Raw genomic sequence first — 24,555 nt, 5'->3', positions numbered from 1 at the left:
ACGGCATGGCATTCTGGCTCTACAAGTCCGAACCCTTCAAGTGGTCCTGGGAAATGCAGAAGGCCAAGGGCGACGTCGGCGAAGAATGGACCGGCGTTCGCAATTATCTCGCGCGCAACAACATGCGGGCGATGAAAATCGGCGACAAGGGCTTCTTCTACCACTCCAACGAGGGGCTCGAAGTTGTCGGCATCGTCGAGGTCTGCGCGCTTTCGCATCCGGATTCGACCGCCGAGGGAGACGCCCGCTGGGACTGCGTTGATATCCGCGCCGTCTGCGATATGCCGAAGCCGGTCAGCCTCAAGGACGTGAAGGCGAACGAAAAGCTGGCGAAGATGGCGCTTGTCACCTCGATGCGGCTTTCGGTCCAGCCGGTGACGGATGACGAGTATTTCGAGATCTGCCGCATGGGCGGTCTCGATAATCCGCCGATCTGATCCGCCCGTGAAGACCGATCCGGACCGTTTCATCCTCGAAAACACCAGCGTGCTCTCACCGCCGCATGTGCCTGAGATCCGGCTTCATCTTGCAAGCGAAGTGCATGACCTCTGGCTGAAGACGGAGGCGGATCTGGAGGCAATCGGTCTGCCGCCACCGTTCTGGGCCTTTGCCTGGGCGGGTGGCCAGGGGCTCGCGCGCTATGTGCTTGATCATCCGGAGACGGTTCGGGGAAAGCGTGTCCTGGATTTCGCCAGCGGGTCCGGTTTGGTCGCGATTGCGGCAGCCATGGCAGGGGCGACGCAGGTTCTGGCCGCCGACATCGATCCCTGGGCAGGAGGCGCGGTGCGGCTGAATGCCGCTCTCAACGGCGTGACCATCGAATTTTTCAGCGAGGATCTGATCGGGCGTTCGCCTGATGTCGATGTGATCCTCGCAGGCGACGTCTTCTACGACAGCGATTTCGCTCGTGCGCTCATCGCCTGGTTCGGTTCCATGACGAAGGCCGGCTGTCTGGTTCTTGTGGGTGATCCGGGGCGAAGCTATCGACCCACGGAGCATCTGGAGCCGCTCGCCACCTATCAGGTGCCTGTCACGCGGGTGCTGGAGGACAGCGAGATCAAGAAGACCACCGTCTGGAGATTTCTCTAGTTCTTCGGGCGGATGATGCAAACGCCCGCTTCGAAGGAGCAGGCTTCTTCCGGGTTTTCCGCTGAGATTTCAATGATTTTCGCCTTTGGCGCTCGATAGGCGACAACCTTCGGTCCCGGCGTCCGGTCAATGGCGAAAAAGACGCCGTTGCCCTTGATGCGCAGGGCTGAAACGTTCCCTGCAAACGTCCCGATGCCCGGGATCACAGACGGCAGCCCGTTGCTACCGATGATGGCATGGCTCTGTCCGCGATGATTCCACTGATCATGGTCCCCGGCCTGTGCAACGCCGGATGTTCCGATCAACAGGACGGAGAGGGCCGTCAGGGCCAGGCGAGACTTTAGCATGAGGGGCTCCCGGGAACGCAGTTAACAAATCGTTAACCCAACATGCCGCAAGTGATTGCTAAAGTCATCCATCTCCACGCTTTTTTCGTATCGAGGGATGCGGTTTGTCGTGGCGCTAAAGTTCTGTTCACGCGAATCGATTAAATTGAAATCGTCAAGCGAATGTGCTTGTCGTCCGGGATTTCGAGGATTAAACGTCGCCCTGATGCAATGCACTACAAACGTTATGACGCATTGCGAACAGCATGTCCGTATGGTCGGACCGCATCGAGACGCCGCGAGGTTTAGATGGCGAATGTGACAAAAAGCCGGCCCCTGTCGCCGCATCTGCAGATCTACAAGCCCATTCCCACCATGATTATGTCGATTCTGCACCGCATTACCGGTGCGGCGCTTTATTTCGGCACGATCCTGGTTGCGTGGTGGCTGATTGCGGCATCCACCGGTGCCGAATACTTTGAATGGGTGAATTGGTTCATGGGCACCATCGTCGGTCGCCTGATCCTGTTTGGCTACACCTGGGCGCTGATTCATCACATGCTTGGTGGCCTGCGTCACCTGATGTGGGATGTCGGCTACGGTTTCGACAAGCATTTCTCGACCAAGCTTGCCAAGGCCAACATCGTGGCATCCGTCGTCCTGACGATCCTGATCTGGGTCGTCGCCTATCTCATTCGCACCTGAGGCACCATTCCATGGATATGCGCACTCCGCTCGGCAAGGTCCGCGGTCTCGGCTCGGCCAAGGAAGGCACCGAGCATTTCTGGCGTCAGCGTCTGACGGCCGTTTCGAACATTCCGCTGATGCTCTTCTTTATCGGCTTCCTGGTTATGTACAACGGCGCTCCCTACGCCGAGGTGGTCGGCGCATTGTCGCACCCTCTCGTCGCGGTCGTCATGGGGCTGGTCCTGTTGTCGGCCCTGATCCATATGAAGCTCGGCATGCAGGTGATCATCGAGGACTATGTCCATACCGAGATCACCAAGCTGCTGCTTCTGATGCTGAACACGTTCTTCGCGATCCTGATCGGTGGCCTCTGTCTTTTCGCCATCTTGAAGATCGCATTCGTAGGGTAAATCAACATGGCAACCATTCATAACTTCGCCCAGACCGGCAAGGCCTACACCTATGTTGATCATTCCTACGATGTCGTGGTCGTCGGTGCCGGTGGCGCCGGCCTGCGTGCGACGCTCGGCATGGCCGAACAGGGCTTCAAGACGGCCTGCATCACCAAGGTTTTCCCGACCCGTTCGCATACGGTCGCAGCGCAGGGCGGTATCGCCGCCTCGCTGAACAACATGACGCCGGACTGCTGGCAGTGGCACCTCTACGACACCGTCAAGGGTTCCGACTGGCTCGGCGACGTCGACGCCATGCAGTATCTCGCCATGGAAGCGCCAAAGGCGGTCTATGAGCTCGAACATTACGGCGTTCCCTTCTCGCGTAACGAAGAAGGCAAGATCTACCAGCGCCCGTTCGGCGGTCACATGCAGAACTATGGCGAAGGCCCGCCGGTGCAGCGCACCTGTGCTGCTGCCGACCGTACCGGCCACGCGATCCTGCATACGCTTTATGGCCAGTCGCTGCGCAACAACGCAGAATTCTTCATCGAGTATTTCGCGCTCGACCTGATCATGTCTGACGATGGCAGCCGTTGCACCGGCGTCGTCGCCTGGAATCTGGATGACGGCACGATCCATCGCTTCTCGGCGAAGATGGTCGTGCTGGCGACCGGCGGTTATGGCCGCGCTTATTTCTCGGCGACATCAGCGCATACCTGCACCGGTGACGGCGGCGGCATGATCGCCCGCGCAGGTCTTCCGCTGCAGGATATGGAATTCGTCCAGTTCCACCCGACCGGTATCTACGGCGCCGGCTGTCTGATCACCGAAGGCGCACGCGGCGAAGGCGGTTATCTCGTCAACTCCGAAGGCGAGCGCTTCATGGAGCGCTATGCGCCGTCGGCGAAGGACCTTGCCTCGCGTGATGTCGTTTCGCGCTGCATGACGATGGAAATCCGTGAAGGCCGCGGCGTCGGCAAGAACAAGGACCACATCTTCCTGCATCTCGATCACCTCGATCCGGCGGTCCTGCACGAGCGCCTGCCGGGCATCTCGGAATCGGCCAAGATCTTTGCCGGCGTCGACGTGACCCGCGAGCCGATCCCGGTTCTGCCGACGGTTCACTACAACATGGGCGGCATTCCCACGAATTACTGGGGTGAAGTGCTGAACGCGGATTCCAGCAATCCGGAGCGGATCATCCCCGGCCTGATGGCCGTTGGCGAAGCCGGTTGCGCTTCGGTGCATGGTGCAAACCGTCTTGGCTCGAATTCGCTGATCGACCTCGTGGTCTTCGGTCGTGCGGCTGCTATCCGTGCAGCTGAAGTCATTGACCGCACGTCGCCTATTCCGCACCTCAACGTTGCGGCCTGCGACAAGATCATGGACCGCTTCGACAATACGCGCCATGCTTCCGGCCAGACGCCGACGGCTGTTCTGCGCGACAAGATGCAGCGCGCCATGCAGGACGATGCGGCCGTTTTCCGGACCCAGGAATCGCTCGAAAGCGGCTGCCAGCGCCTGTCGGCGATCTGGAAGGAGCTGCCGGATATCAAGGTCACCGACCGTTCGATGATCTGGAACTCCGATCTGGTCGAGACGCTCGAACTGCACAATCTGATGGCCAATGCGATCACCACGGTTTATGGCGCCGAGGCCCGCAAGGAGAGCCGCGGTTCGCATGCGCGCGAAGACTACACGTCCGGTCCGTTTGCTGGACGCGACGACGAGAACTGGCGCAAGCATACGCTGGCCTGGGTCTCCGAATCGGGTGACGTCAAGCTCGACTACCGTCCGGTTCACACCGAGCTCATCGCCGAAGGCATCGATCCCAAGAAGATCGCGCCCAAGGCTCGCGTCTACTGATTTGAGGACCTCATCATGGTAGAACTCGCTCTCCCCAAGAATTCCCAGATCACCGAAGGCAAGGTCTGGCCGAAGCCGGCTGGGGCCAAGAATGTCCGCGAATACCGGATTTATCGCTGGAACCCGGATGACGGTGCAAACCCGCGGATCGACACCTACTATATCGATGTCGATGACTGCGGCCCGATGGTTCTCGATGGTCTTCTCTACATCAAGAACAACATCGACCCGACGCTGACGCTGCGCCGGTCCTGTCGTGAAGGCATCTGTGGTTCGTGTGCGATGAACATCGACGGCACGAATACGCTGGCCTGCACAAAGGGCATGGAAGAGATCAACGGCACGGTGAAGGTCTATCCCTTGCCGCATATGCCTGTCGTGAAGGATCTGGTGCCTGACCTCACCAATTTCTACGCCCAGCATCGTTCGATCGAGCCGTGGCTGAAGACGGTGTCGCCGCCGCCGGCCAAGGAATGGAAGCAGAGCCACGAGGATCGCCAGAAGCTCGATGGACTCTATGAGTGCATCCTCTGCGCCTGCTGCTCGACCTCCTGTCCGAGCTACTGGTGGAATGGCGATCGCTATCTTGGGCCCGCCGTGCTCCTGCAGGCCTATCGCTGGCTGATCGACAGCCGCGATGAAGCGACCGGCGAGCGTCTCGACAATCTCGAGGATCCTTTCCGCCTTTATCGCTGCCACACGATCATGAACTGCGCGCAGGCCTGCCCGAAGGGGCTCAACCCAGCCAAGGCGATCGCAGAGATCAAGAAGATGATGATCGAGCGTCGCGCCTGACAAATCGGGACTGTCGATGAAAAGATCGCGAGGCCGCCCGGGAACAGTTTCGGGCGGCCTTAATTTATCCGTATAGTGCCGGCTATGGATCGCGCGCGGTGTGGAACTTGATTAACCATATTCGCGTAACATATTTCTAACCCAGTTGTACGGCAGGTTGCGGCGCAGGTCGCGAGAGCGGGAGTATAATGATGAAATTCAGCCATGCAGTTACCGGAGCAGCCATCCTCCTGGCGCTCGCAGGATGCCAGCGGACCTCCTATAGCAGCATGAACGCCGCCAACAGCGCCCTTCCGCCGCTGCAGGCCCAGCCCGTGCCTTCCGTCCAGTCCGGCCAGTTGCCGCCGCCCGGAGCGGTCGATCCCTCGCAATTCCCGGCAGCTCCCCAGACGACCGCAGCGCTCGATCCGGCCGCTGCTGGTGCGCCTGCGACGGCACTCGATGTCACCAAGGAATCAATGGTCGGCAACTGGCGTGTCCAGAGTGCCGGTACGAGCTGCGACATGTTCCTAACGCTTACCAATCTCGGCAGTGGCTCACGCGGCGGTACCCGCGGCTGCGCTGGCGAGCTTACTGCCATGGGCTCCTGGGAGGTGTCCGGCAAGCAGGTCGTGCTGAAGGATCGCAACGGCAATACGCTTGGCAGCCTGTACAAGACGGCTGATGCCCGGTTCGACGGCAGCACCGCATCCGGTCAGCCGGTCAGCCTGAGCCGCTGATCCAAATTCCAATCCTGCGGTGGCTCCGATGAGCCACCCTCCCGGCGGGACACAATTTCATGCAGCCAGTTCCTGACTACGGGCTCAGTGTCGCCGAGCAGTTGCGCGCGATGACGGAGGCGGGAACGCTGCAGCCCGACCGCTACCAGTTCGACGTCGCGGAGAAACTCGACCGAATCCTGACAGAGTTCAAAGCGCGCAAGCCGGCTGCCAAGACCAGCGCCCTCGGCTGGATGTTTGCGCAGAAGCGCAAGCCGCAAATTCCGATCCAGGGGCTTTATGTCCATGGCAGCGTCGGGCGTGGCAAGACCATGCTGATGGATCTGTTCTTCAGGCTCGCACCCGTCGAGAAGAAGCGACGGGCGCACTTCCATGAATTCATGGCCGATGTGCATGCGCGTATCCATGTCCATCGGCAGAAGCTGAAGGCTGGCGAAACCAAGCAGGCCGATCCGGTGCCGCCGGTGGCGGCAGCACTGCGCGAAGAGGCGCAGCTTCTGTGTTTCGACGAATTCACGGTGACCGACATCGCCGATGCGATGATCCTCGCCCGGCTCTTCACTGAGCTTTTTGCGCGCGGTTGCACGCTCGTCGCGACCTCCAATGTCGAGCCCGACAATCTCTACAAGGACGGCCTCAATCGCGGCCTCTTCCTGCCCTTCGTCGATCTCCTGAAGAAAAACGTTCAGGTCTCAACGCTCGACTCGCCGACCGATTACCGGCTGGAGAAAATGGAGAGCCTGCCGGTCTATATCGCGCCGCTCGACGATGCCCCGAAGTTGATGGACATTGCCTGGAAGCGTGTGACGGAGGGGATGTCCGAGGCTCCTGCTTCCATCGAAATGAAGGGCAGGACCATCGAGATCCCGCGGGCGACGGGTCGCTTGGCGCGCTTCACGTTCCGCGAACTGTGCGAGCGCCCTCTCGGCGCTTCCGATTATCTCGCCATTGCCAAACGTTTCGATGTGGTTTTCGTCGAGAACATTCCCCATCTCGGGCCTGAGAAGCGGAACGAGACCAAGCGTTTCATCATTCTGATCGATGCGCTGTACGATGCGAGCGTCCGCTTGTTCGCCTCTGCCGTTGCCATGCCGGAATCGCTGCTCACGGAAAAGAAGGGCACTGAAGGCTTCGAGTTCGATCGTACGGTTTCGCGTCTCTTCGAGATGCGCAGCGCAGACTATCTTGAACTGCATCAGGCAAAGCGACAGAATCATGACGATCCGGTGACATAATATTTGACGTTTACGTAAGAATTTTATGTTCTAACCGATTGAATTTGATACACAGAAAATTATCGTTTGCGATTTAAAGCCTTTGGAGCTATGCGGTTTGTCCTCAAGGGCAGGCTAAAACTTGTCTCGACCTTGGTCGCGGATCCAAAAGGAAGTCTACAATGGCGCGCAAAAAGATCGCTCTTATCGGTTCTGGAATGATTGGTGGTACCCTGGCGCATCTCGCCAGTCTGAAGGAACTGGGCGACATCGTCCTTTTCGACATTGCTGACGGCATCCCGCAGGGCAAGGGTCTCGACATTGCCCAGTCCGGTCCGGTTGAAGGCTTCAATGCCAAGCTGTCTGGCGCCAGCGACTACGCCGCCATCGAAGGTGCTGACGTCTGCATCGTCACCGCCGGCGTTGCCCGCAAGCCGGGCATGAGCCGCGACGACCTGCTCGGCATCAACCTGAAGGTCATGGAACAGGTCGGCGCCGGCATCAAGAAGTATGCCCCGAACGCTTTCGTCATCTGCATCACCAACCCGCTCGATGCGATGGTCTGGGCGCTGCAGAAGTTCTCGGGCCTGCCGGCCAACAAGGTCGTCGGCATGGCCGGCGTTCTCGACTCCGGTCGTTTCCGCCACTTCCTGTCTGAAGAATTCAACGTTTCCGTTCAGGACGTCACCGCCTTCGTTCTCGGTGGCCACGGCGACACCATGGTGCCGCTGGCTCGCTACTCGACCGTTGGCGGCATCCCGCTGACCGACCTCGTCAAGATGGGCTGGGTCACCAAGGAGCGCCTCGAAGAGATCATCCAGCGCACCCGTGATGGCGGCGCCGAAATCGTCGGCCTGCTGAAGACCGGCTCTGCCTATTATGCGCCTGCTGCTTCCGCCATCGAAATGGCCGAGTCCTACCTCAAGGACAAGAAGCGCGTTCTGCCCTGCGCGGCTTACCTGACCGGCCAGTATGGCGTGAAGGACATGTATGTCGGCGTTCCCGTCGTCATCGGCGAAGGTGGTGTCGAGCGCGTCATCGAGATCGACCTGAACAAGGCCGAGGAAGAGGCCTTCCAGAAGTCCGTCGGCGCTGTCGCCGGCCTCTGCGAAGCCTGCATCAACATCGCCCCGGCTCTCAAGTAATTGCCATAGCCCTATCATCGGGCGGCCCAGAACAGGGACACGACAATGAACATTCATGAATACCAGGCCAAGGCTCTTCTGAAGAGCTTTGGTGCACCGGTCGCCGAAGGTGTGGCGATCTTCTCCGCAGAAGAAGCCGAAGCCGCCGCGAAGCAGCTGCCGGGCCCGCTCTACGTCGTCAAGAGCCAGATCCATGCTGGTGGTCGCGGCAAGGGCAAGTTCAAGGAACTGTCGCCGGAAGCCAAGGGCGGCGTCCGCCTCGCCTTCTCGATCGACGAAGCCAAGGCGCATGCCAAGGAAATGTTCGGCAACACGCTGGTGACCGCTCAGACCGGCGACGCCGGCAAGCAGGTCAACCGCCTCTACATCGAAGATGGCGCCGACATCGCTCGCGAACTGTACTGCTCGCTGCTCGTTGACCGCTCGGTTGGCCAGGTTGCCTTCGTCGTTTCGACCGAAGGCGGCATGGACATCGAAGCCGTTGCCCATGACACGCCGGAAAAGATCCACACGATCGCGATCGACCCGGAAGCCGGCGTCACCGCCGCTGACGTGGCCAAGATCTCTGCTGCTCTCGAGCTCTCGGGTGCTGCTGCCGAAGACGCCAAGGCGCTCTTCCCGATCCTCTACAAGGCCTTCGTCGAGAAGGACATGGCACTGCTCGAAGTCAACCCGCTGATCGTCATGAAGAATGACCACCTGCGCGTTCTCGACGCCAAGATGTCCTTCGACGGCAATGCGCTCTTCCGCCATGACGACGTTCGCGCTCTGCGTGACGAAACCGAAGAAGATGCCAAGGAAATCGAAGCCTCCAAGTGGGACCTCGCTTACGTGGCGCTCGACGGCAATATCGGCTGCATGGTCAATGGTGCCGGTCTCGCCATGGCGACGATGGACATCATCAAGCTCTACGGCAAGGAGCCGGCAAACTTCTGCGACGTCGGCGGTGGCGCCGGCAAGGAGAAGGTCGCGGCTGCCTTCAAGATCATCACGGCTGACCCGAAGGTCGAGGGCATCCTCGTCAACATCTTCGGCGGCATCATGAAGTGCGACGTCATCGCGGAAGGCGTGATCGCCGCCGTGAAGGAAGTCGGCCTGAAGGTTCCGCTCGTCGTGCGCCTCGAAGGCACCAATGTCGAACTTGGCAAGAAGCTCCTGAACGAATCCGGCCTCGCGATCACCGCAGCCGACGATCTGGACGACGCTGCCAAGAAGATCGTTGCGGCCATCAACGGCTAATCTCAAGGGACCTATCTGATGTCTATTCTTGTAAACAAGAACACCAAGGTCCTCGTTCAGGGCCTGACCGGCAAGACCGGCACCTTCCACACCGAACAGGCGCTCGCCTATTACGGTACGCAGATGGTCGGCGGTATCCATCCGAAGAAGGGTGGCGAAAACTGGACCGGCTCCAAGGGTGAAAGCCTGCCGATCTTCGCGACGGTTGCAGAAGCCAAGGAAAAGACCGGCGCTGACGCGTCCGTCATCTACGTTCCGCCGGCAGGCGCTGCCGACGCCATCATCGAGGCGATCGACGCCGAGATCCCGTTCATCACCTGCATCACCGAGGGTATCCCGGTCATGGACATGGTGCGGGTCAAGGCTCGCCTCGACAAGTCGAAGTCGCGCCTGCTTGGGCCCAACTGCCCGGGCATCCTGACGCCGGAAGAATGCAAGATCGGCATCATGCCGGGCTCGATCTTCCGCAAGGGTTCGGTCGGTATCGTCTCGCGCTCGGGAACATTGACCTATGAAGCGGTGTTCCAGACCTCGAACGAAGGCCTCGGCCAGACGACCGCTGTTGGTATCGGTGGCGACCCGGTCAAGGGCACCGAATTCATCGACGTGCTGGAGATGTTCCTGGCTGATCCTGCCACGACCTCGATCATCATGATCGGCGAAATCGGCGGCTCGGCTGAAGAAGATGCAGCCCAGTTCCTGATCGACGAAGCCAAGAAGGGCCGCAAGAAGCCGATGGCCGGCTTCATCGCAGGCCGTACAGCTCCGAAGGGCCGTACCATGGGTCACGCTGGCGCTGTCGTTTCCGGCGGCAAGGGCGATGCGGAATCGAAGATTGAAGCCATGGAAGCCGCCGGCATCAAGGTTTCGCCTTCGCCGGCACGTCTGGGCAAGACCCTGGTCGAAGTCCTCAAGGGCTGAGACCTGACGAAAATCAAGCCAGGCGAAGGGTTGGTCCGCCAATCCTTCGCCTGGACTTCGCATATTTGAGACGATTCGCGTTTGAAGCGATCGCGAGCGGCAGGTCGGGCATCCGGCCATCAATTCTAGTCGGGAGGCGAGCCGAGAGGTTCGCAAAGCACAATGGGTAGGCAAGAAGCCAACGAGCAGTTTCTGATCACGTCCTTCCTCGACGGACAGAACGCGGCCTATATCGAACAGCTCTACGCGCGTTATGAGGAAGATCCCTCGTCGGTTTCCGACGAGTGGCGGGCCTTCTTCAAGGCGCTGGCCGACAATCCGACAGACGTCAAGAAGGCTGCCAAGGGCGCCTCCTGGCAGCGCAAGAACTGGCCGATCGCTGAAGGTGGCGATCTCGTAAACGCGCTCGACGGCAATTGGGGCGTGGTCGAAAAGGTCATCGAAAAGAAAGTTCAGGCCAAGGCTGAAGCGACCGCCGCTTCCACTGGCAAGTCTGTTTCGGAAGCTGAAGTCCTGCAGGCAACGCGCGATTCCGTCCGCGCCATCATGATGATCCGTGCATACCGCATGCGCGGTCACCTGCATGCCAAGCTCGATCCGCTCGGTCTCGCAGCGCCGGTTGATGACTACAACGAGCTTTCGCCGACGGCTTACGGTTTCACCGAGGCCGATTACAGCCGCAAGATCTTCATCGACAACGTGCTGGGCCTGGAATACGCCACGATCCCGCAGATGCTCGACATCTTGCAGCGCACCTATTGCTCGACGCTCGGCGTCGAATTCATGCACATCTCCAATCCGGAAGAAAAAGCCTGGATCCAGGAGCGCATCGAAGGCCCCGGCAAGGGCGTTGAATTCACGCCGAACGGCAAGAAGGCCATCCTTCAGAAGCTGATCGAGGCCGAGGGCTTCGAGCAGTTCATCGACGTCAAGTACAAGGGCACCAAGCGCTTCGGCCTCGATGGCGGTGAATCGCTGATCCCGGCGCTGGAGCAGATCATCAAGCGCGGCGGCCAGGAAGGTCTCGAGCAGGTTGTTCTCGGCATGGCCCATCGCGGCCGTCTGAACGTCCTGACCAACGTCATGCACAAGCCGCATCGCGCGGTCTTCCACGAATTCAAGGGCGGTTCCTTCAAGCCTGACGAAGTCGAAGGTTCCGGTGACGTGAAGTACCACCTCGGCGCTTCCTCCGACCGCGAGTTTGACGGCAACAAGGTTCACCTGTCGCTGACGGCTAACCCGTCGCATCTGGAAATCGTCAACCCTGTCGTCATGGGCAAGGCCCGCGCCAAGCAGGACCAGCTCGCCAAGGTCTGGGAAGGCGACGTCATCCCGCTCAAGGAGCGCGCCAAGGTTCTGCCGCTTCTCCTGCATGGTGATGCAGCCTTTGCCGGCCAGGGTGTCACGGCAGAAATTCTCGGCCTGTCGGGCCTGCGCGGTCATCGCGTGGCCGGCACGCTGCACGTCATCATCAACAACCAGATCGGTTTCACCACGAACCCGGCCTTCTCGCGTTCGTCGCCCTATCCGTCCGACGTCGCCAAGATGATCGAAGCGCCGATCTTCCACGTCAATGGTGACGATCCGGAAGCCGTCGTCTATGCGGCCAAGGTCGCGACCGAATACCGGATGAAGTTCCACAAGCCTGTCGTCGTCGACATGTTCTGCTACCGCCGCTTCGGTCACAACGAAGGCGACGAGCCGAGCTTCACCCAGCCGAAGATGTACAAGGAAATCCGCGCTCACAAGACTGTGGTCAACATCTATGGCGAGCGTCTGATCGCCGAAGGCCTGATCACCGAGGGCGAACTTGAGAAGATGAAGGCCGACTGGCGCGCCCATCTCGAGCAGGAGTTCGAAGCCGGCCAGAGCTACAAGCCGAACAAGGCTGACTGGCTGGATGGCGCATGGTCGGGTCTCAGGACCGCTGATAATGCCGACGAGCAGCGTCGCGGCAAGACCGCCGTGCCGATGAAGCAGCTCAAGGAGATCGGCCGCAAGCTGTCGACCATTCCGGAAGGCTTCAAGGCACACCGCACCATCCAGCGCTTCATGGAAAACCGCGCGCAGATGATCGAGACCGGCGAAGGCATCGACTGGGCCATGGGCGAAGCGCTTGCCTTCGGTTCGCTCTGCCTCGACGGCCACAAGATCCGTCTGTCCGGCCAGGATTGCGAACGCGGCACCTTCTCGCAGCGCCATTCGGTACTCTACGATCAGGAAACCGAAGACCGCTACATCCCGCTCGCCAATCTCGCGCCGAACCAGGCTCGTTACGAAGTCATCAACTCGATGCTTTCGGAAGAGGCCGTGCTCGGCTTCGAATACGGCTATTCGCTGGCCCGTCCGAATGCGCTGACCCTCTGGGAAGCCCAGTTCGGTGACTTCGCCAACGGTGCGCAGGTCGTCTTCGACCAGTTCATCTCGTCGGGCGAACGCAAGTGGCTGCGCATGTCGGGCCTCGTCTGCCTTCTGCCGCATGGTTACGAAGGTCAGGGTCCGGAACACTCGTCTGCCCGCCTCGAGCGCTGGCTGCAGATGTGCGCCGAAGACAACATGCAGGTCGCAAACGTCACGACGCCGTCGAACTACTTCCACATCCTGCGCCGTCAGATGAAGCGTGACTTCCGCAAGCCGCTGATCATGATGACGCCGAAGTCCTTGCTGCGCCACAAGCGCGCAACGTCGAGCCTTGCCGAACTGGCTGGCGAAAGCTCGTTCCACCGCCTGCTGTGGGACGATGCCGAAGTCATCAAGGACGGCCCGATCAAGCTGCAGAAGGATGCCAAGATCCGTCGCGTCGTCATGTGCTCGGGCAAGGTCTATTACGACCTTCTGGAAGAGCGCGAGAAGCGTGGCATCGACGATGTCTACCTGCTGCGCATCGAACAGCTCTACCCGTTCCCGGCCAAGGCGCTCATCAACGAGCTCTCGCGCTTCCGCAATGCGGAGATGGTCTGGTGCCAGGAAGAGCCGAAGAACATGGGCGCTTGGTCCTTCATCGATCCGTATCTGGAATGGGTCCTTGCCCATATCGACGCCAAGTACCAGCGCGTGCGCTACACCGGTCGTCCGGCTGCCGCCTCGCCGGCAACGGGCCTGATGTCCAAGCACCTCGCCCAGCTCGAAGCCTTCCTCGAGGACGCTCTGGGCGGTTGATCCGCCCAGACTTTCCCTCGCAGACCGAAACGTTCTCTGATCAACGGAATTGAGATCATGGCCACTGAAATCCGCGTACCCACCCTCGGCGAATCCGTCAGCGAAGCCACTATTGGCACCTGGTTCAAGAAGGTCGGTGACACCGTCAAGGCCGACGAGCCCCTCGTCGAACTGGAAACCGACAAGGTGACCGTCGAAGTCCCGTCGCCGGTCTCGGGCGTTCTGACTGAAATCGTCGCCCAGAACGGCGAGACCGTCGGTCTCGGCGCGCTGCTCGGCCAGATCGCTGAAGGTGCTGCAGGCTCCGCCGGTGCAGCCGCTCCGGCTCCTGCCGCAGCACCGGCTCCTGCTGCTGCGCCTGCTCCGGCCGCCGCTGCTCCGGCTGCTCCCTCGGCCATGCCGGCTGCTCCGGCTGCTGCCAAGCTTGCTGCCGACAACAACATCTCGACCGCTGATGTCGATGGTTCCGGCAAGCGTGGCCAGGTGCTGAAGGGCGACGTCATCGCCGCCATCGCCAAGGGCGTCTCCGCTCCGGCACCGGCTGCCACCCCGGCTGCGCCGCGTCCGGCGTCTTCCGGTGACGACGCATCGCGTGAAGAGCGCGTGAAGATGACCCGTCTGCGCCAGACGATCGCCAAGCGCCTGAAGGATGCCCAGAACACCGCTGCCATGCTCACCACCTATAACGAGGTGGACATGAAGGCTGTCATGGACCTGCGCAACCGCTACAAGGATATCTTCGAGAAGAAGCATGGCGTGAAGCTCGGCTTCATGGGCTTCTTCACCAAGGCCGTGACCCATGCGCTGAAGGAACTGCCGGCCGTCAACGCCGAAATCGACGGCACCGACATCATCTACAAGAACTACTGCCACATCGGCGTTGCCGTCGGCACGGACAAGGGCCTGGTCGTTCCGATCGTGCGCGATGCCGACCAGATGTCGATCGCCGAAATCGAGAAGGACATCGGTCGCCTCGGCAAGGCAGCGCGCGACGGTCAGCTCTCGATGGCCGACATGCAGGGCGGCACCTTCACCATCTCGAATGGTGGCGTCTACGGCTCGCTGATGTCTTCGCCGATCCTGAATGCGCCGCAGTCGGGTATCCTCGGCATGCACAAGATCCAGGAGCGTCCGGTCGTTGTCGGCGGCCAGATCGTCATCCGTCCGATGATGTATCTCGCGCTCTCCTACGATCACCGCATCGTCGACGGCAAGGAAGCCGTCACCTTCCTCGTCCGCGTCAAGGAAAGCCTTGAGGATCCGGAACGTCTGGTTCTCGATCTCTAAGGAAAACTCACGATGGAGCCGGTATCTGCTTCCGCCTCTCTGCTCGTCACGCTCCTTGCCTGGAGCGTGGTCCTTCTGGTTGCGCATGTCCTCACGCAGGGCATGCTCGCCACCAAGGAGTTGGGCACGCAGTGGAATGCCGGCCCGCGTGACGATAACAAGCAGCCGGCGAGCAAACTCGCCGGCCGTGCTGCCCGCGCCTCATCGAATTTTCGCGAGACCTATCCCGCGTTTGTGGCACTTGCCGCTGGCTTGCTCTTTACGGGCGAGACTGCGGGTCTCGGGTTGACCGGTGCGATCGTCTGGTTCGTCGGGCGGATCGTCTATTACCCGCTCTATCTCGCGGGCGTTCCCTATATCCGCTCTGTCGTCTGGACCGGGTCGATGGTCGGCCTTGGGCTGATGTTTCTCGCGCTGGCGTTTTGAGGTGAGGCATGGGCGCGTCGTCAGGAGCAGCCGTTCTTCTTGCCGCGCTTGCGCTCTGTCCCGCAGCTTCGGCTGCCGATTGCCGGATTGAAAAAGCCACCTACCGCGAAGCCGAAACCGGAGTCGAGCTTGTCTTTGCTGCTGCCAGCGGCGAGAACACGCCTGTGACGCATGGCTTCCGCACGGAGATCGGCAAGTACAAGCTTACTGGCCACGTCCTCTACGATCCCGAGATCGAGCGACCCATCGGCATGCTGATGAACAATTGCCCGGACGGCGACGTGACTGGTGCGACGATTGCCGCCTGTACCGTCTGGAAGGGCATCGTCTACGGCATCGACGAGGCGACCGGCCATGTCGATCTCTTGCCCCCGGAAGGGGCCGATGCACCCGACGCGCTTCTGCTGCCTGGCTTCGGCCCCGCCATCCTGTCGTCGGTCGTCGGCAAGGGCATGGAAAGCGCCCCCTGGGATGTCTTCGAGTTCAAGGGATGCGCGTCATGAGTAGCCGTCCTCTCCTTCTCGTCACCGGTGGTAGCCGCGGCATCGGTGCTGCCATCTGCCGCAAGGCTGCAGCGCAGGGTTGTGATCTGCTGGTGAACTATCGCTCGGACAAGGCGGCTGCCGAGGCCGTCGCCGCGGACTGCCGGACGCTCGGCGCCGGTGCGGAAATCGTCCAGGGTGATACCGCCACCGAAGAGGGCATTGCCGCGATCTTCGCCGCCGTTGACCGGCTGGGACCGCTCTTTGGTCTCGTCAACAATGCCGGCGTCGTCGACGTCACGGCGCGGGTCGAGGAATTCGACCGGGCGCGGCTCGACCGCATGTTCGCCGTCAATGTGATCGGCAAGATCCGCTGTGCCACGGAAGCGGTGAAGCGCATGTCGACGAAACATGGCGGGCAGGGAGGTGTGATCGTCAACATCTCCTCCATGGCCGCGGTGATCGGCAGTGCAGGACAATATGTCGACTATGCCGCCGCCAAGGCTGCGGTGGATACCTTTACTGTCGGGCTCTCGCGCGAAGTCGCGACCGAGGGTATCCGGGTCAATGCTGTCAGGCCCGGCATCATCGATACCGAAATTCACGCATCCGGCGGATTGCCGGACAGGGCGCGCGATCTGGCGCCCGTTGTTCCGATGCAAAGGCCCGGAACGGCGGACGAAGTGGCCGACAGCGTTCTTTATCTCCTCTCGCCTCAGGCATCCTATGTGACGGGTGCCCTCTTGAATGTCAGCGGCGGTCGGTAACCGTCGAAAACGAAGGAAGCTCCCCATGTCTTATGATGTCATCGTTATCGGCTCCGGTCCCGGCGGCTATGTCTGCGCCATCAAGGCGGCCCAACTCGGCATGAAGGTTGCCGTGGTCGAAAAGCGCGCCACCTATGGCGGCACCTGCCTCAACATCGGCTGCATTCCGTCCAAGGCCCTGCTGCATGCGTCGGAAGTCTTCCACCAGGCCGCCCACGGCATGGCGGATCTCGGTGTCGAAGTCGGCGCGCCGACGCTGAACCTTTCCAAGATGATGGCCCACAAGGACGCGACCGTGAAGTCGAACGTCGAGGGCGTCGCCTTCCTGTTCAAGAAGAACAAGATCGACGGCATCCAGGGGACGGGCAAGATCCTCGGCGCCGGCAAGGTGCAGGTCACCAATGATGCGGGTGAGGTCCAGGTTCTCGAGACCAAAAACATCGTCATCGCCACCGGCTCCGACGTCGCCGGCATTCCGGGCGTTGCGGTCGAGATCGATGAGAAGATCATCGTGTCCTCGACCGGCGGTATCGCGCTTGAAAAGGTTCCGGCCAAGATGATCGTCGTCGGCGGCGGTGTCATCGGCCTCGAGCTCGGCTCGGTCTGGTCGCGCCTCGGCGCAAAGGTCACCGTTGTCGAATATCTCGACACGATCCTCGGCGGTATGGACGGCGAAGTCTCCAAGCAGTTCCAGCGTATCCTTGCCAAGCAGGGCATGGAATTCAATCTTGGCGCCAAGGTCACCGGTGTGGTCAAGTCGGGTGATGGCGCCAAGGTCACGTTCGAGCCGGTCAAGGGCGGCGAAGCCCAGACGCTCGACGCCGACTTGGTGCTCGTCGCCACTGGCCGCAAGCCCTACACGGCTGGTCTCGGCCTTGAAGAATCCGGCGTTGCGCTCGACAATCGTGGTCGCGTCGAGATCGACGGCCACTACCGCACCAATGTTGCCGGCATCTTTGCGATCGGCGATGTGGTCAAGGGCCCGATGCTGGCCCACAAGGCGGAAGACGAAGGCGTGGCGCTTGCCGAAATCCTCGCCGGCCAGCATGGCCACGTTAACTACGAGGTCATCCCGGGCGTCGTCTACACCCAGCCGGAAGTTGCTTCCGTCGGCAAGACCGAGGAAGAGCTGAAGGCTGCAGGCGTATCCTATAAGGTCGGCAAGTTCCCGTTCACGGCCAATGGTCGTGCCCGCGCGATGCTCGCCTCGGACGGTTTCGTCAAGGTTCTCGCCGACAAGGACACCGATCGTGTTCTCGGCGTGCACATCATCGGTCTCGGCGCCGGCGAGATGATCCACGAAGCGGCCGTGCTGATGGAGTTCGGCGGTTCGTCGGAAGATCTCGGCCGCACCTGCCACGCGCACCCGACCATGTCGGAAGCCGTGAAGGAAGCCGCACTCGCGACCTTCTTCAAGCCGCTGCATATGTGAGCCTGCTGACCTGACATAGGTCAATTATTATATTTCGGTAAGATTGAAGGCCGTCGCTTGTGCCTCAAGCGGCGGCCTTTATCATGCGTGGTCAGTGCCTCCCATTGCTCCTCCCGAAAGGCAAGACCATGGCCCATGTCGCGCCCGCCTCCTATTCCATCCCGCAGAAGGCCCTTCACTGGCTGATGGCCTTGCTCATCCTGTTCAATCTCATCTTCTCTGATGCGATGGAGGAGGTGGCCGAAGCCTATGAGCGTGGGGAGGTCCCTTCCCCTGAGGACCTGACCTTCGCCAATATCCATGCCTATGTCGGGATCGCTGTGATCTGTCTCGGGCTTGTCCGGCTCGCGGTCCGGCTGACGCGCGGTGCGCCACCCGCGCCGGCCGAAGAGCCGCCGATGTTGGCACTCGCTGCGAAGCTGGCGCATGGCACCTTCTATGCGCTCTTCTTCCTGATCCCGCTTAGCGGCATCGGCGCCTACTACTTCGGCAACGAGACTGCGGGTTTCGTGCATGGTGGCCCGCTGAAGAGCCTCATGTGGCTTTTGATCGCAGTGCACATTCTGGCGCTTCTGGTACATCAGTTCTACTGGAAGACGCAGGTCGCCAAGCGCATGACGCGCGGGTGATCGCCAAGGGGGACCGGATGGGTGTTGTCGTCGAGCAGCGTGTGACGCTTCCGCATCCCGACCTTCCCTCAGCCGATTGGGCTGATAGCTACTGCGTCCGGCTTGATCGAAACGATCTCGATCCTATGGAGGTCGCCAGGGATCTAATGGGTCGCGCGCCGCGCTGGGTCGGGGCCCTGCTCAAGATCCGCAATCGGATTGTCGGTCTCTTCGGATTGAAATCGGCTGAGCTTGAACTGACCGGTCAGAATAAGATCGGCGGCTTTCCGGTGATTGATCATGATGGTGAGCGCGTCCTGCTCGGCTTCGACGACAAGCATCTCGATTTCCGGATCATCGTGACGGTCGAGCCGGAGGGTGCCGGCCACCAACACGTGTCGCTGACGACGCTCGTCAATCGGCACAATCTGTTTGGCCGGATCTACATCCTCGTCGTCACGCCGTTCCACAAGCTGATCGTGAAGACCTTCCTGAAGCGCTTTGCCGCTTCGAAAGGCCTCAGCCGTCGATCCGCGTAACGGTGTAGCCCTGGCCGCGCAGAAGTTCGACCAAGCCTTCTTCGCCCGGCAGATGCAGTGCACCGACGGCGATGAAGGCATTGCCCTTTGCGAGATGCTGCTTGCTGCCTTCGGCCATCACCAGGTTGCGGTCGCGGACGATCCGCGTCTCGAAGGCGGCATAGGCGCTCTCGTCTTCGCCTGACTCGGTCGGGGCCACGGCCTTCAGCATGGGCATGGTCATGCCGATGTCACCGGCGAGATAAAGCTCGGTCATCGTCTCGATGACGTCTTCCATCTTGTCGCCGAGCGCGATCGTCTCGATCAGAGCTTTGAAATGAAAGTCGACCGGCAGGTCGGCCATGGCTTCGAGCTGTTCCACGAGGGTTTCGAGCCCGGCGATCGGCTTGCCGGCTTTGACCGCATCTTCCGCGATCTGCTTGTCGAGGAAGGAGGCGCCGGCTGCCTTGCGCGACATTTCGCAGGCGGGGAGCGCAACGAAGCTCGCGAGGATCCAAGGCTTCATCCGGGCAACGGCGCCAAGCGCGAGACCGCGCTCCTTCAGGCCGGATTCCAGTTTAGCGAGTTCCGTAGCGTCGAGGTGGTCATTCACGGACTTGCCGTCCGTGAACATGGTGAGTTCGGGATGCATGAGCAGCGAAGCGGCGGCCTTCTGCTCGTCGAGGATCTCGTCTGATTCGATGACGACCACATCTGCCGCTGCCGCCGCTTCGCGGGCGCCGTTCGGCATGGTGAGAACGCGGGGATCGGTGACATGCATGGTGCCGAGCAGATAAGAAGGCTTGAGCCCCTCCTTCTCGACCTTCCAGAAGATACCTTGGCCATTCGGCACCTTGGCGGCTTCCGCGCGGATCTTCGCAAGCTCTTCCGGTTTATTCTTTTCCATGGCCACGAGCAGGTTCTCGCCATGGCAGGCGGTATCGGATGCGCGGGCAGGGCTGACCGCAAGCAGGGTAGCCAGCAGCAGGGCGACAAGCACAAGCGGCAGCGCGCCGGCGATCCAGAGACCGATCTCGGACGGCGAAAGGCGCGGCAGGGTCGGTCGCAGCGTGAAAAGGCGATGCGCGTTCATGTCGTCTCCTGTCAGAAGTCCGGAGAATAGAAGCGATCGCCCTCACGTTCGATTAAGGATCTTGGTTAACGCGGGCGAGATCGGCTCTCGTCACGCGCGGGGATGGGCGCGATCGTAGATGTCGAGCAGGCGTGCGCTGTCGACACCGGTGTAGATCTGTGTGGTCGAGAGGCTCGCATGGCCAAGCAGTTCCTGGATCGTCCTCAAGTCCCCGCCGCTGCCGAGAAGATGGGTCGCAAAGGAATGGCGTAGCGCATGCGGCGTGGCCGAATCCGGCAGGCCGAGGGCCGAGCGCAGCTTCTGCATCTCGCGCTGGATGATCGCCGGCTGAAGCGGTCCACCACGGGCACCCCGAAAGAGGGGAGCGCCGGGTTCGAGATGATAAGGGCAGAGGCCATAATAGGTTTCGACCGCCTCCATGACGACCGGAAGCAACGGCACTAGTCGCATCTTGCCGCCCTTGCCGGTGATGCGCAGACTGGTCGGTCTGCCCTGGAAAACGTCGGGTGTCAGCCCGAGTGCCTCGGAGATGCGAAGACCGCATCCATACAGGAGCGAGAGCACGGCTGCGTCACGGGCCGCGATCCAGGGCTCTTCGTGCATCTGCGTGTCGATCGCGACGACGGCCAGAGCCTGACGGTCGCTGAGTGGCTTGGGCAGGGATTTCGGCTGCTTCGGTGAGCGGATCGCACTCGCACCCGCCGCATTGACCAGGCCCTTGCGTTCCAGGTGACGCAGGAAGGAGCGCAAGCCCGCCAAATGGCGACCGAGCGTTCGCGCACCGGCCCCGTCCTTTCGGCGATGGGCAAGGAAGCCGCGCAGATCCGCCGGGCGCAGCGCCTCGATATCGCGGATCTTGACCATGCCGCCGACATGGGTGGACAGGAACTGAAGGAATTGCCGCGTGTCGCGTTCATAGGCTTCCAGCGTATTGCCCGACAGCCGACGCTCGGCGCCAAGGCTTTCCAGCCAGGCGGCGCGTTCGCCGAGGAGTTTTTCGTCTGCCTGGATCAATTTCGCGCCTTCCGCGTTGTTGGGTGTCGGCCAGCCCTCGCACGATGGCGCGGGAGGGTTAACGAAAGACGAATGCCGGGGCTGTCATGAACGGATCACAAATCGCTGCCAGAACGCCTCTGGAACTCTGGCGAGGTATTTGCTGATGCGCCGCTCTCCCGTCTCCACCTTCGCAAGCGTCACCGACACCCTGTCGCTTCTTTCCCACGGTCGCCCCGGGCATATCGTCGACACGCTGATTGCCGAGCGTGGACAGAAGCTCGTCGAGCATCCGCTCTGGCCCGTCATGCGGCCCTTTCTCTATAGCGTTCTGCGCTACGACAAGGCGATCCAGTTCGCCAATGATGTTGCCAACCTGCCGGGTCCGCAGGTGTTCGACTATCTGAGCGCTGCTCTTGGCCTCGATATCCAGGTCCGACATGCTGATCGCATCCCGTCATCCGGGGGCTTCATCCTGGTCAGCAATCACCCGACCGGCATTGCCGACGGGGTTGCGATGTATGATCTGCTGAAAGACCGCCGTCCCGACATGACCTTCTTCGCCAACCGCGATGCCGTCAGGGTCAATCCGCGGCTTGCCGAAATCATCATCCCCGTGGAATGGCGCGAAGAGCACAAGTCGAAGCTCAAGGCGCGCGAAACGCTGAAACTCACCACGCGGGCCGTAGAAGAGGGCAGGGCAACCGTGCTCTTTCCGTCCGGCCGCATCGCCTATTGGGATGAGGGCAAGCTCAACGAGCGGCCCTGGAAGACGTCTGCCATCTCGCTTGCGCGCAAATACAATCTGCCGATCCTGCCGGTGAACATGAAGGCGCGTAATTCCGGCCTGTTCTACTGGTTTGCCCGCTGGTCGACGGAACTGCGCGACATGACCGTCTTTTACGAGCTTCTCAACAAGCGCGGCGGTCGTTTCGATTTCACCGTCGGCAATCTGATTCCGGTCGAGGCTCTCGACGGGGATCCCGCCGAGGTGACCCGGGCGCTGGAGGATTACACCGTCCATCAGCTGCCTGCCGATCCCGACCGCAGTTTCCGCTGATTTCTCCCCGTACATAAAGCCTGTTTTCTTTCTGTTCTTCAGGGGGCAAGTTGCAGCCCGATGAAGGACGATTCGAAAAGCCTGTTCGGGGAGCTGTTCGAGACACCGCGCCGCAAGGTGGTGCCGGTGCTCGTGCCCATGCCTGCGCCGACTGCCTATAGTTATGCCGTGCCGGATGGGCTGACGGTCGAGCCGGGTGCGATTGTGCAGGTGCCGCTCGGGCCGCGTCAGGTGATCGGTGTGGTCTGGGATGGCGGCGAGGACACATCAGTTGATCCGAAGAAGCTCAGGGAAATCACCAAGGTCTTCGATTGCCCGCCGCTCGACAAGGACATGCGCACCTTCCTCGACTGGGTGGCTGCCTACACGCTTTCCCCGCCCGGCTATGTCGCCCGCATGGCGCTTCGTGCGCCCGCTGCCTTTGATCCGGAGCCGATGATCGAGGGACTGCGCTATGCCGGCTACGAGCCTGAGCGTCTGACGCCTGCACGACAGAAGGTGCTGGAGATGGCGGCCGATGGTCTCTCCTGGACCAAAAGCGGGCTTGCTCATGCAAGCGGCGTCTCGACCAGCGTCATCGACGGTCTCGTCAAGCAGGGCGTGTTCGAACAGGTCTTCCTGCCGCCGCCGCCGCTGGTTGCGGCTCCCGATCCTGACTACGCGGAGAACCGGCTCGCCGGTCCGCAGAAGGAGGCGGCCGAAGAGATTCTCGACAGCCTGCGCAAGGGCGGTTTCACTGTTTCCCTGATCGATGGCGTGACGGGCTCCGGCAAGACGGAGGTCTATTTCGAAGCGATTGCCGAGACGTTGAAACAGGGCAAGCAGGTGCTGATCCTGCTGCCGGAAATCGCGCTTACGGCCAACTTCCTCGAACGCTTCCAGGATCGCTTCGGCTCCAAGCCCGGCGAATGGCATTCTGATCTTGCGACCCGCACGCGTGAAAAGGTCTGGCGCCAGGTGGCGACCGGCGAGATCCGCGTCGTTGCCGGCGCCCGCTCGGCGCTCTTCCTGCCCTTCGAAAATCTGGGCTTGATCATCGTCGACGAAGAGCATGATCCTGCCTTCAAGCAGGAAGACCGTGTCTTTTATAATGCGCGGGACATGGCGGTCGTGCGGGCGCGGATTGCAAACTTCCCGGTCGTGCTGGTCTCGGCGACGCCCTCCGTCGAGAGCCAGGTCAACTGCATCGCCGGGCGATACACGCGCATCCATCTGCCGACCCGCTTTGCCGATGCGGCGATGCCGGATCTGCATCTCATCGATATGCGTCGCGCGCCGCCCGAACGGGGTGGGTTCCTGTCGCCGATCCTTTTGCGATCCGTCGGCAAGGCCGTGGAGCGCGGCGAACAGGCGCTGCTCTTCCTGAACAGGCGTGGTTACGCGCCGCTGACGCTCTGCCGTGTCTGCGGCCACCGCTTCCAGTGCCCGCAATGTTCGAGCTGGCTTGTCGAGCATCGTTTCCGTGGCCAGATCCAGTGCCACCAATGCGGCTATCACGAGCCGACGCCGAATTCCTGCCCGGAATGCGGCACGTTGGACCACCTCGTTGCCTGCGGCCCAGGTGTCGAGCGCATCGCCGAGGAAGTGGAAAAGCACTTTCCCGATGCGCGCACGCTGGTGCTCTCTTCGGATATAGGCGGGGTGAAGCGCTTGAGACTGGAACTCGAGGCGATCGCCAATGGTGAGGCCGATATCGTCATCGGCACCCAGCTCGTCGCCAAGGGACATAACTTCCCGCTGATGACGCTGGTCGGCATCATCGATGCGGATATCGGTCTGTCGAACGGCGATCCCCGGGCTGCCGAGCGCACCTTTCAGCTGCTTTCCCAGGTCACAGGCCGCGCGGGCCGCACCGGGCGCAAGAGCCTTGGCCTCCTGCAGACCTTCCAGCCGCAACATCCTGTCATGCAGGCGATCGTATCGGGTGATGCGGCCGCCTTTTATGAACGCGAGATCACCGAGCGCGAGCGGGCCCAGCTGCCACCTTACGGGCGGCTGGTCTCGATCATCGTCTCGGCCGATACGCGCGCCGAAGCGGAAGGCCATGCCCGTGGGCTGCGCCAGGCAGCACCCCATGAAAGCGGCATCATGATCCTTGGTCCGGCTGAGGCGCCACTGGCCCTGATCCGCGGACGCCATCGCTTCCGGCTCTTGGTGCATGGGCGCCGCAACAGCGACATGCAGGCCTTCGTGCGCAGCATGCTGGAACGGGGGCCGAAGGAGCGTCGATCGATCCAAGTGCAGGTGGATGTCGATCCGCAAAGCTTCCTCTGAGCGGTCAGCGCGGTTTCCGTCGCATCGCCAGCGAATTAAGGCGTTGGGGGCCATACCGCA

General features: G+C 61.3%; 24 protein-coding genes. 21 read left to right on the top strand and 3 right to left on the bottom strand.

The window, feature by feature from the left end; translation table 11 throughout:
- The first annotated feature begins 5 nt into the window (after positions 1-5).
- Together J2045_RS08215 and J2045_RS08210 are read left to right on the top strand one after the other, a co-directional pair.
- Positions 6-437, top strand: a complete 432-nt coding sequence (locus tag J2045_RS08215) for an EVE domain-containing protein (protein WP_307371510.1) — start codon at positions 6-8, stop codon at positions 435-437.
- Positions 438-444: 7 nt separating this feature from the next.
- Positions 445-1,089 (top strand): class I SAM-dependent methyltransferase, encoded by a 645-nt coding sequence (locus tag J2045_RS08210; RefSeq protein WP_307371507.1) that lies wholly within the window; start codon positions 445-447, stop codon positions 1,087-1,089.
- Here J2045_RS08210 and J2045_RS08205 read toward each other — a convergent pair.
- Complete coding sequence (locus J2045_RS08205) at positions 1,086-1,436, bottom strand: hypothetical protein (protein WP_307371504.1); 351 nt, start codon at positions 1,434-1,436, stop codon at positions 1,086-1,088. The two genes, J2045_RS08210 and J2045_RS08205, sit on opposite strands and share 4 nt — an antisense overlap.
- 288 nt (positions 1,437-1,724) lie before the next feature.
- Here J2045_RS08205 and sdhC point away from each other — a divergent pair, with 288 nt between their 5' ends.
- From sdhC to J2045_RS08120, 17 genes are all read left to right on the top strand, one after another.
- A complete protein-coding gene (gene sdhC, locus J2045_RS08200) occupies positions 1,725-2,120 on the top strand; it encodes a succinate dehydrogenase, cytochrome b556 subunit (RefSeq protein WP_307371501.1) in 396 nt (131 codons plus the stop codon).
- An 11-nt stretch (positions 2,121-2,131) separates the two neighbouring features.
- On the top strand, positions 2,132-2,512 hold the full coding sequence (sdhD, locus tag J2045_RS08195; RefSeq protein ID WP_166600404.1) for a succinate dehydrogenase, hydrophobic membrane anchor protein: 381 nt from the start codon (positions 2,132-2,134) through the stop codon (positions 2,510-2,512).
- Between the two features lie 6 nt (positions 2,513-2,518).
- Positions 2,519-4,363: a succinate dehydrogenase flavoprotein subunit gene (gene sdhA / locus J2045_RS08190; RefSeq protein ID WP_307371498.1), complete on the top strand. Its 1,845-nt coding sequence runs from the start codon at positions 2,519-2,521 to the stop codon at positions 4,361-4,363.
- 15 nt (positions 4,364-4,378) lie between these two features.
- The gene (locus tag J2045_RS08185; protein WP_307371496.1) at positions 4,379-5,158 is read left to right on the top strand and encodes a succinate dehydrogenase iron-sulfur subunit; all 780 of its coding nucleotides are present in this window, start codon (positions 4,379-4,381) and stop codon (positions 5,156-5,158) included.
- 191 nt (positions 5,159-5,349) lie between these two features.
- Positions 5,350-5,877, top strand: a complete 528-nt coding sequence (locus J2045_RS08180; RefSeq protein ID WP_307371494.1) for a protease inhibitor Inh/omp19 family protein — start codon at positions 5,350-5,352, stop codon at positions 5,875-5,877.
- Positions 5,878-5,936: 59 nt separating this feature from the next.
- The gene (zapE, locus tag J2045_RS08175; RefSeq protein ID WP_307371491.1) at positions 5,937-7,112 is read left to right on the top strand and encodes a cell division protein ZapE; all 1,176 of its coding nucleotides are present in this window, start codon (positions 5,937-5,939) and stop codon (positions 7,110-7,112) included.
- A gap of 161 nt (positions 7,113-7,273) precedes the next feature.
- Entirely contained in the window at positions 7,274-8,236 is a 963-nt protein-coding gene (gene mdh, locus J2045_RS08170; RefSeq protein ID WP_307371488.1) for a malate dehydrogenase, read from the top strand.
- A gap of 45 nt (positions 8,237-8,281) precedes the next feature.
- Complete coding sequence (gene sucC / locus J2045_RS08165; RefSeq protein ID WP_102020994.1) at positions 8,282-9,475, top strand: ADP-forming succinate--CoA ligase subunit beta; 1,194 nt, start codon at positions 8,282-8,284, stop codon at positions 9,473-9,475.
- An 18-nt stretch (positions 9,476-9,493) separates the two neighbouring features.
- Entirely contained in the window at positions 9,494-10,396 is a 903-nt protein-coding gene (sucD, locus tag J2045_RS08160) for a succinate--CoA ligase subunit alpha (RefSeq protein ID WP_112239456.1), read from the top strand.
- 162 nt (positions 10,397-10,558) lie between these two features.
- Complete coding sequence (locus J2045_RS08155; protein ID WP_307371484.1) at positions 10,559-13,555, top strand: 2-oxoglutarate dehydrogenase E1 component; 2,997 nt, start codon at positions 10,559-10,561, stop codon at positions 13,553-13,555.
- A 57-nt stretch (positions 13,556-13,612) separates the two neighbouring features.
- Positions 13,613-14,842, top strand: a complete 1,230-nt coding sequence (gene odhB / locus J2045_RS08150; RefSeq protein ID WP_307371481.1) for a 2-oxoglutarate dehydrogenase complex dihydrolipoyllysine-residue succinyltransferase — start codon at positions 13,613-13,615, stop codon at positions 14,840-14,842.
- A 12-nt stretch (positions 14,843-14,854) separates the two neighbouring features.
- Positions 14,855-15,268 (top strand): MAPEG family protein, encoded by a 414-nt coding sequence (locus J2045_RS08145; protein WP_307371479.1) that lies wholly within the window; start codon positions 14,855-14,857, stop codon positions 15,266-15,268.
- Positions 15,269-15,276: 8 nt separating this feature from the next.
- Positions 15,277-15,771 (top strand): hypothetical protein, encoded by a 495-nt coding sequence (locus J2045_RS08140; RefSeq protein ID WP_307371477.1) that lies wholly within the window; start codon positions 15,277-15,279, stop codon positions 15,769-15,771.
- A complete protein-coding gene (locus J2045_RS08135) occupies positions 15,768-16,517 on the top strand; it encodes an SDR family oxidoreductase (RefSeq protein WP_307371475.1) in 750 nt (249 codons plus the stop codon). The genes J2045_RS08140 and J2045_RS08135 overlap by 4 nt, the downstream gene beginning before the upstream one ends.
- A gap of 25 nt (positions 16,518-16,542) precedes the next feature.
- Positions 16,543-17,949, top strand: coding sequence for a dihydrolipoyl dehydrogenase (gene lpdA / locus J2045_RS08130; RefSeq protein ID WP_307371473.1), 1,407 nt, complete (start codon positions 16,543-16,545; stop codon positions 17,947-17,949).
- 128 nt (positions 17,950-18,077) lie between these two features.
- Complete coding sequence (locus J2045_RS08125; RefSeq protein WP_307371471.1) at positions 18,078-18,578, top strand: cytochrome b; 501 nt, start codon at positions 18,078-18,080, stop codon at positions 18,576-18,578.
- 17 nt (positions 18,579-18,595) lie between these two features.
- A complete protein-coding gene (locus J2045_RS08120) occupies positions 18,596-19,096 on the top strand; it encodes a DUF2867 domain-containing protein (RefSeq protein ID WP_307371469.1) in 501 nt (166 codons plus the stop codon).
- Here the strand turns inward: J2045_RS08120 and J2045_RS08115 are convergent.
- Together J2045_RS08115 and J2045_RS08110 are read right to left on the bottom strand one after the other, a co-directional pair.
- Positions 19,077-20,168, bottom strand: a complete 1,092-nt coding sequence (locus J2045_RS08115) for a TraB/GumN family protein (RefSeq protein ID WP_307371467.1) — start codon at positions 20,166-20,168, stop codon at positions 19,077-19,079. The two genes, J2045_RS08120 and J2045_RS08115, sit on opposite strands and share 20 nt — an antisense overlap.
- Positions 20,169-20,258: 90 nt before the next feature.
- Positions 20,259-21,182 (bottom strand): tyrosine recombinase XerC, encoded by a 924-nt coding sequence (locus tag J2045_RS08110; RefSeq protein WP_307371465.1) that lies wholly within the window; start codon positions 21,180-21,182, stop codon positions 20,259-20,261.
- 145 nt (positions 21,183-21,327) lie between these two features.
- Here J2045_RS08110 and J2045_RS08105 point away from each other — a divergent pair, with 145 nt between their 5' ends.
- Positions 21,328-22,221 carry a GNAT family N-acetyltransferase gene (locus J2045_RS08105; RefSeq protein WP_307371463.1) on the top strand — a complete coding sequence of 298 codons (894 nt, stop codon included), beginning with the start codon at positions 21,328-21,330 and terminating at the stop codon, positions 22,219-22,221.
- Between the two features lie 60 nt (positions 22,222-22,281).
- A complete protein-coding gene (locus J2045_RS08100) occupies positions 22,282-24,495 on the top strand; it encodes a primosomal protein N' (RefSeq protein ID WP_307371461.1) in 2,214 nt (737 codons plus the stop codon).
- Positions 24,496-24,555: the final 60 nt, after the last annotated feature.

Origin of the sequence: Peteryoungia aggregata LMG 23059 (assembly GCF_030814435.1) — a bacterium.
In the GTDB taxonomy this organism is placed as follows: domain Bacteria; phylum Pseudomonadota; class Alphaproteobacteria; order Rhizobiales; family Rhizobiaceae; genus Allorhizobium; species Allorhizobium aggregatum.
The sequence above is the reverse complement of the archived record's forward strand: the minus strand, read 5'-3'. Positions and strand labels throughout refer to the sequence as shown.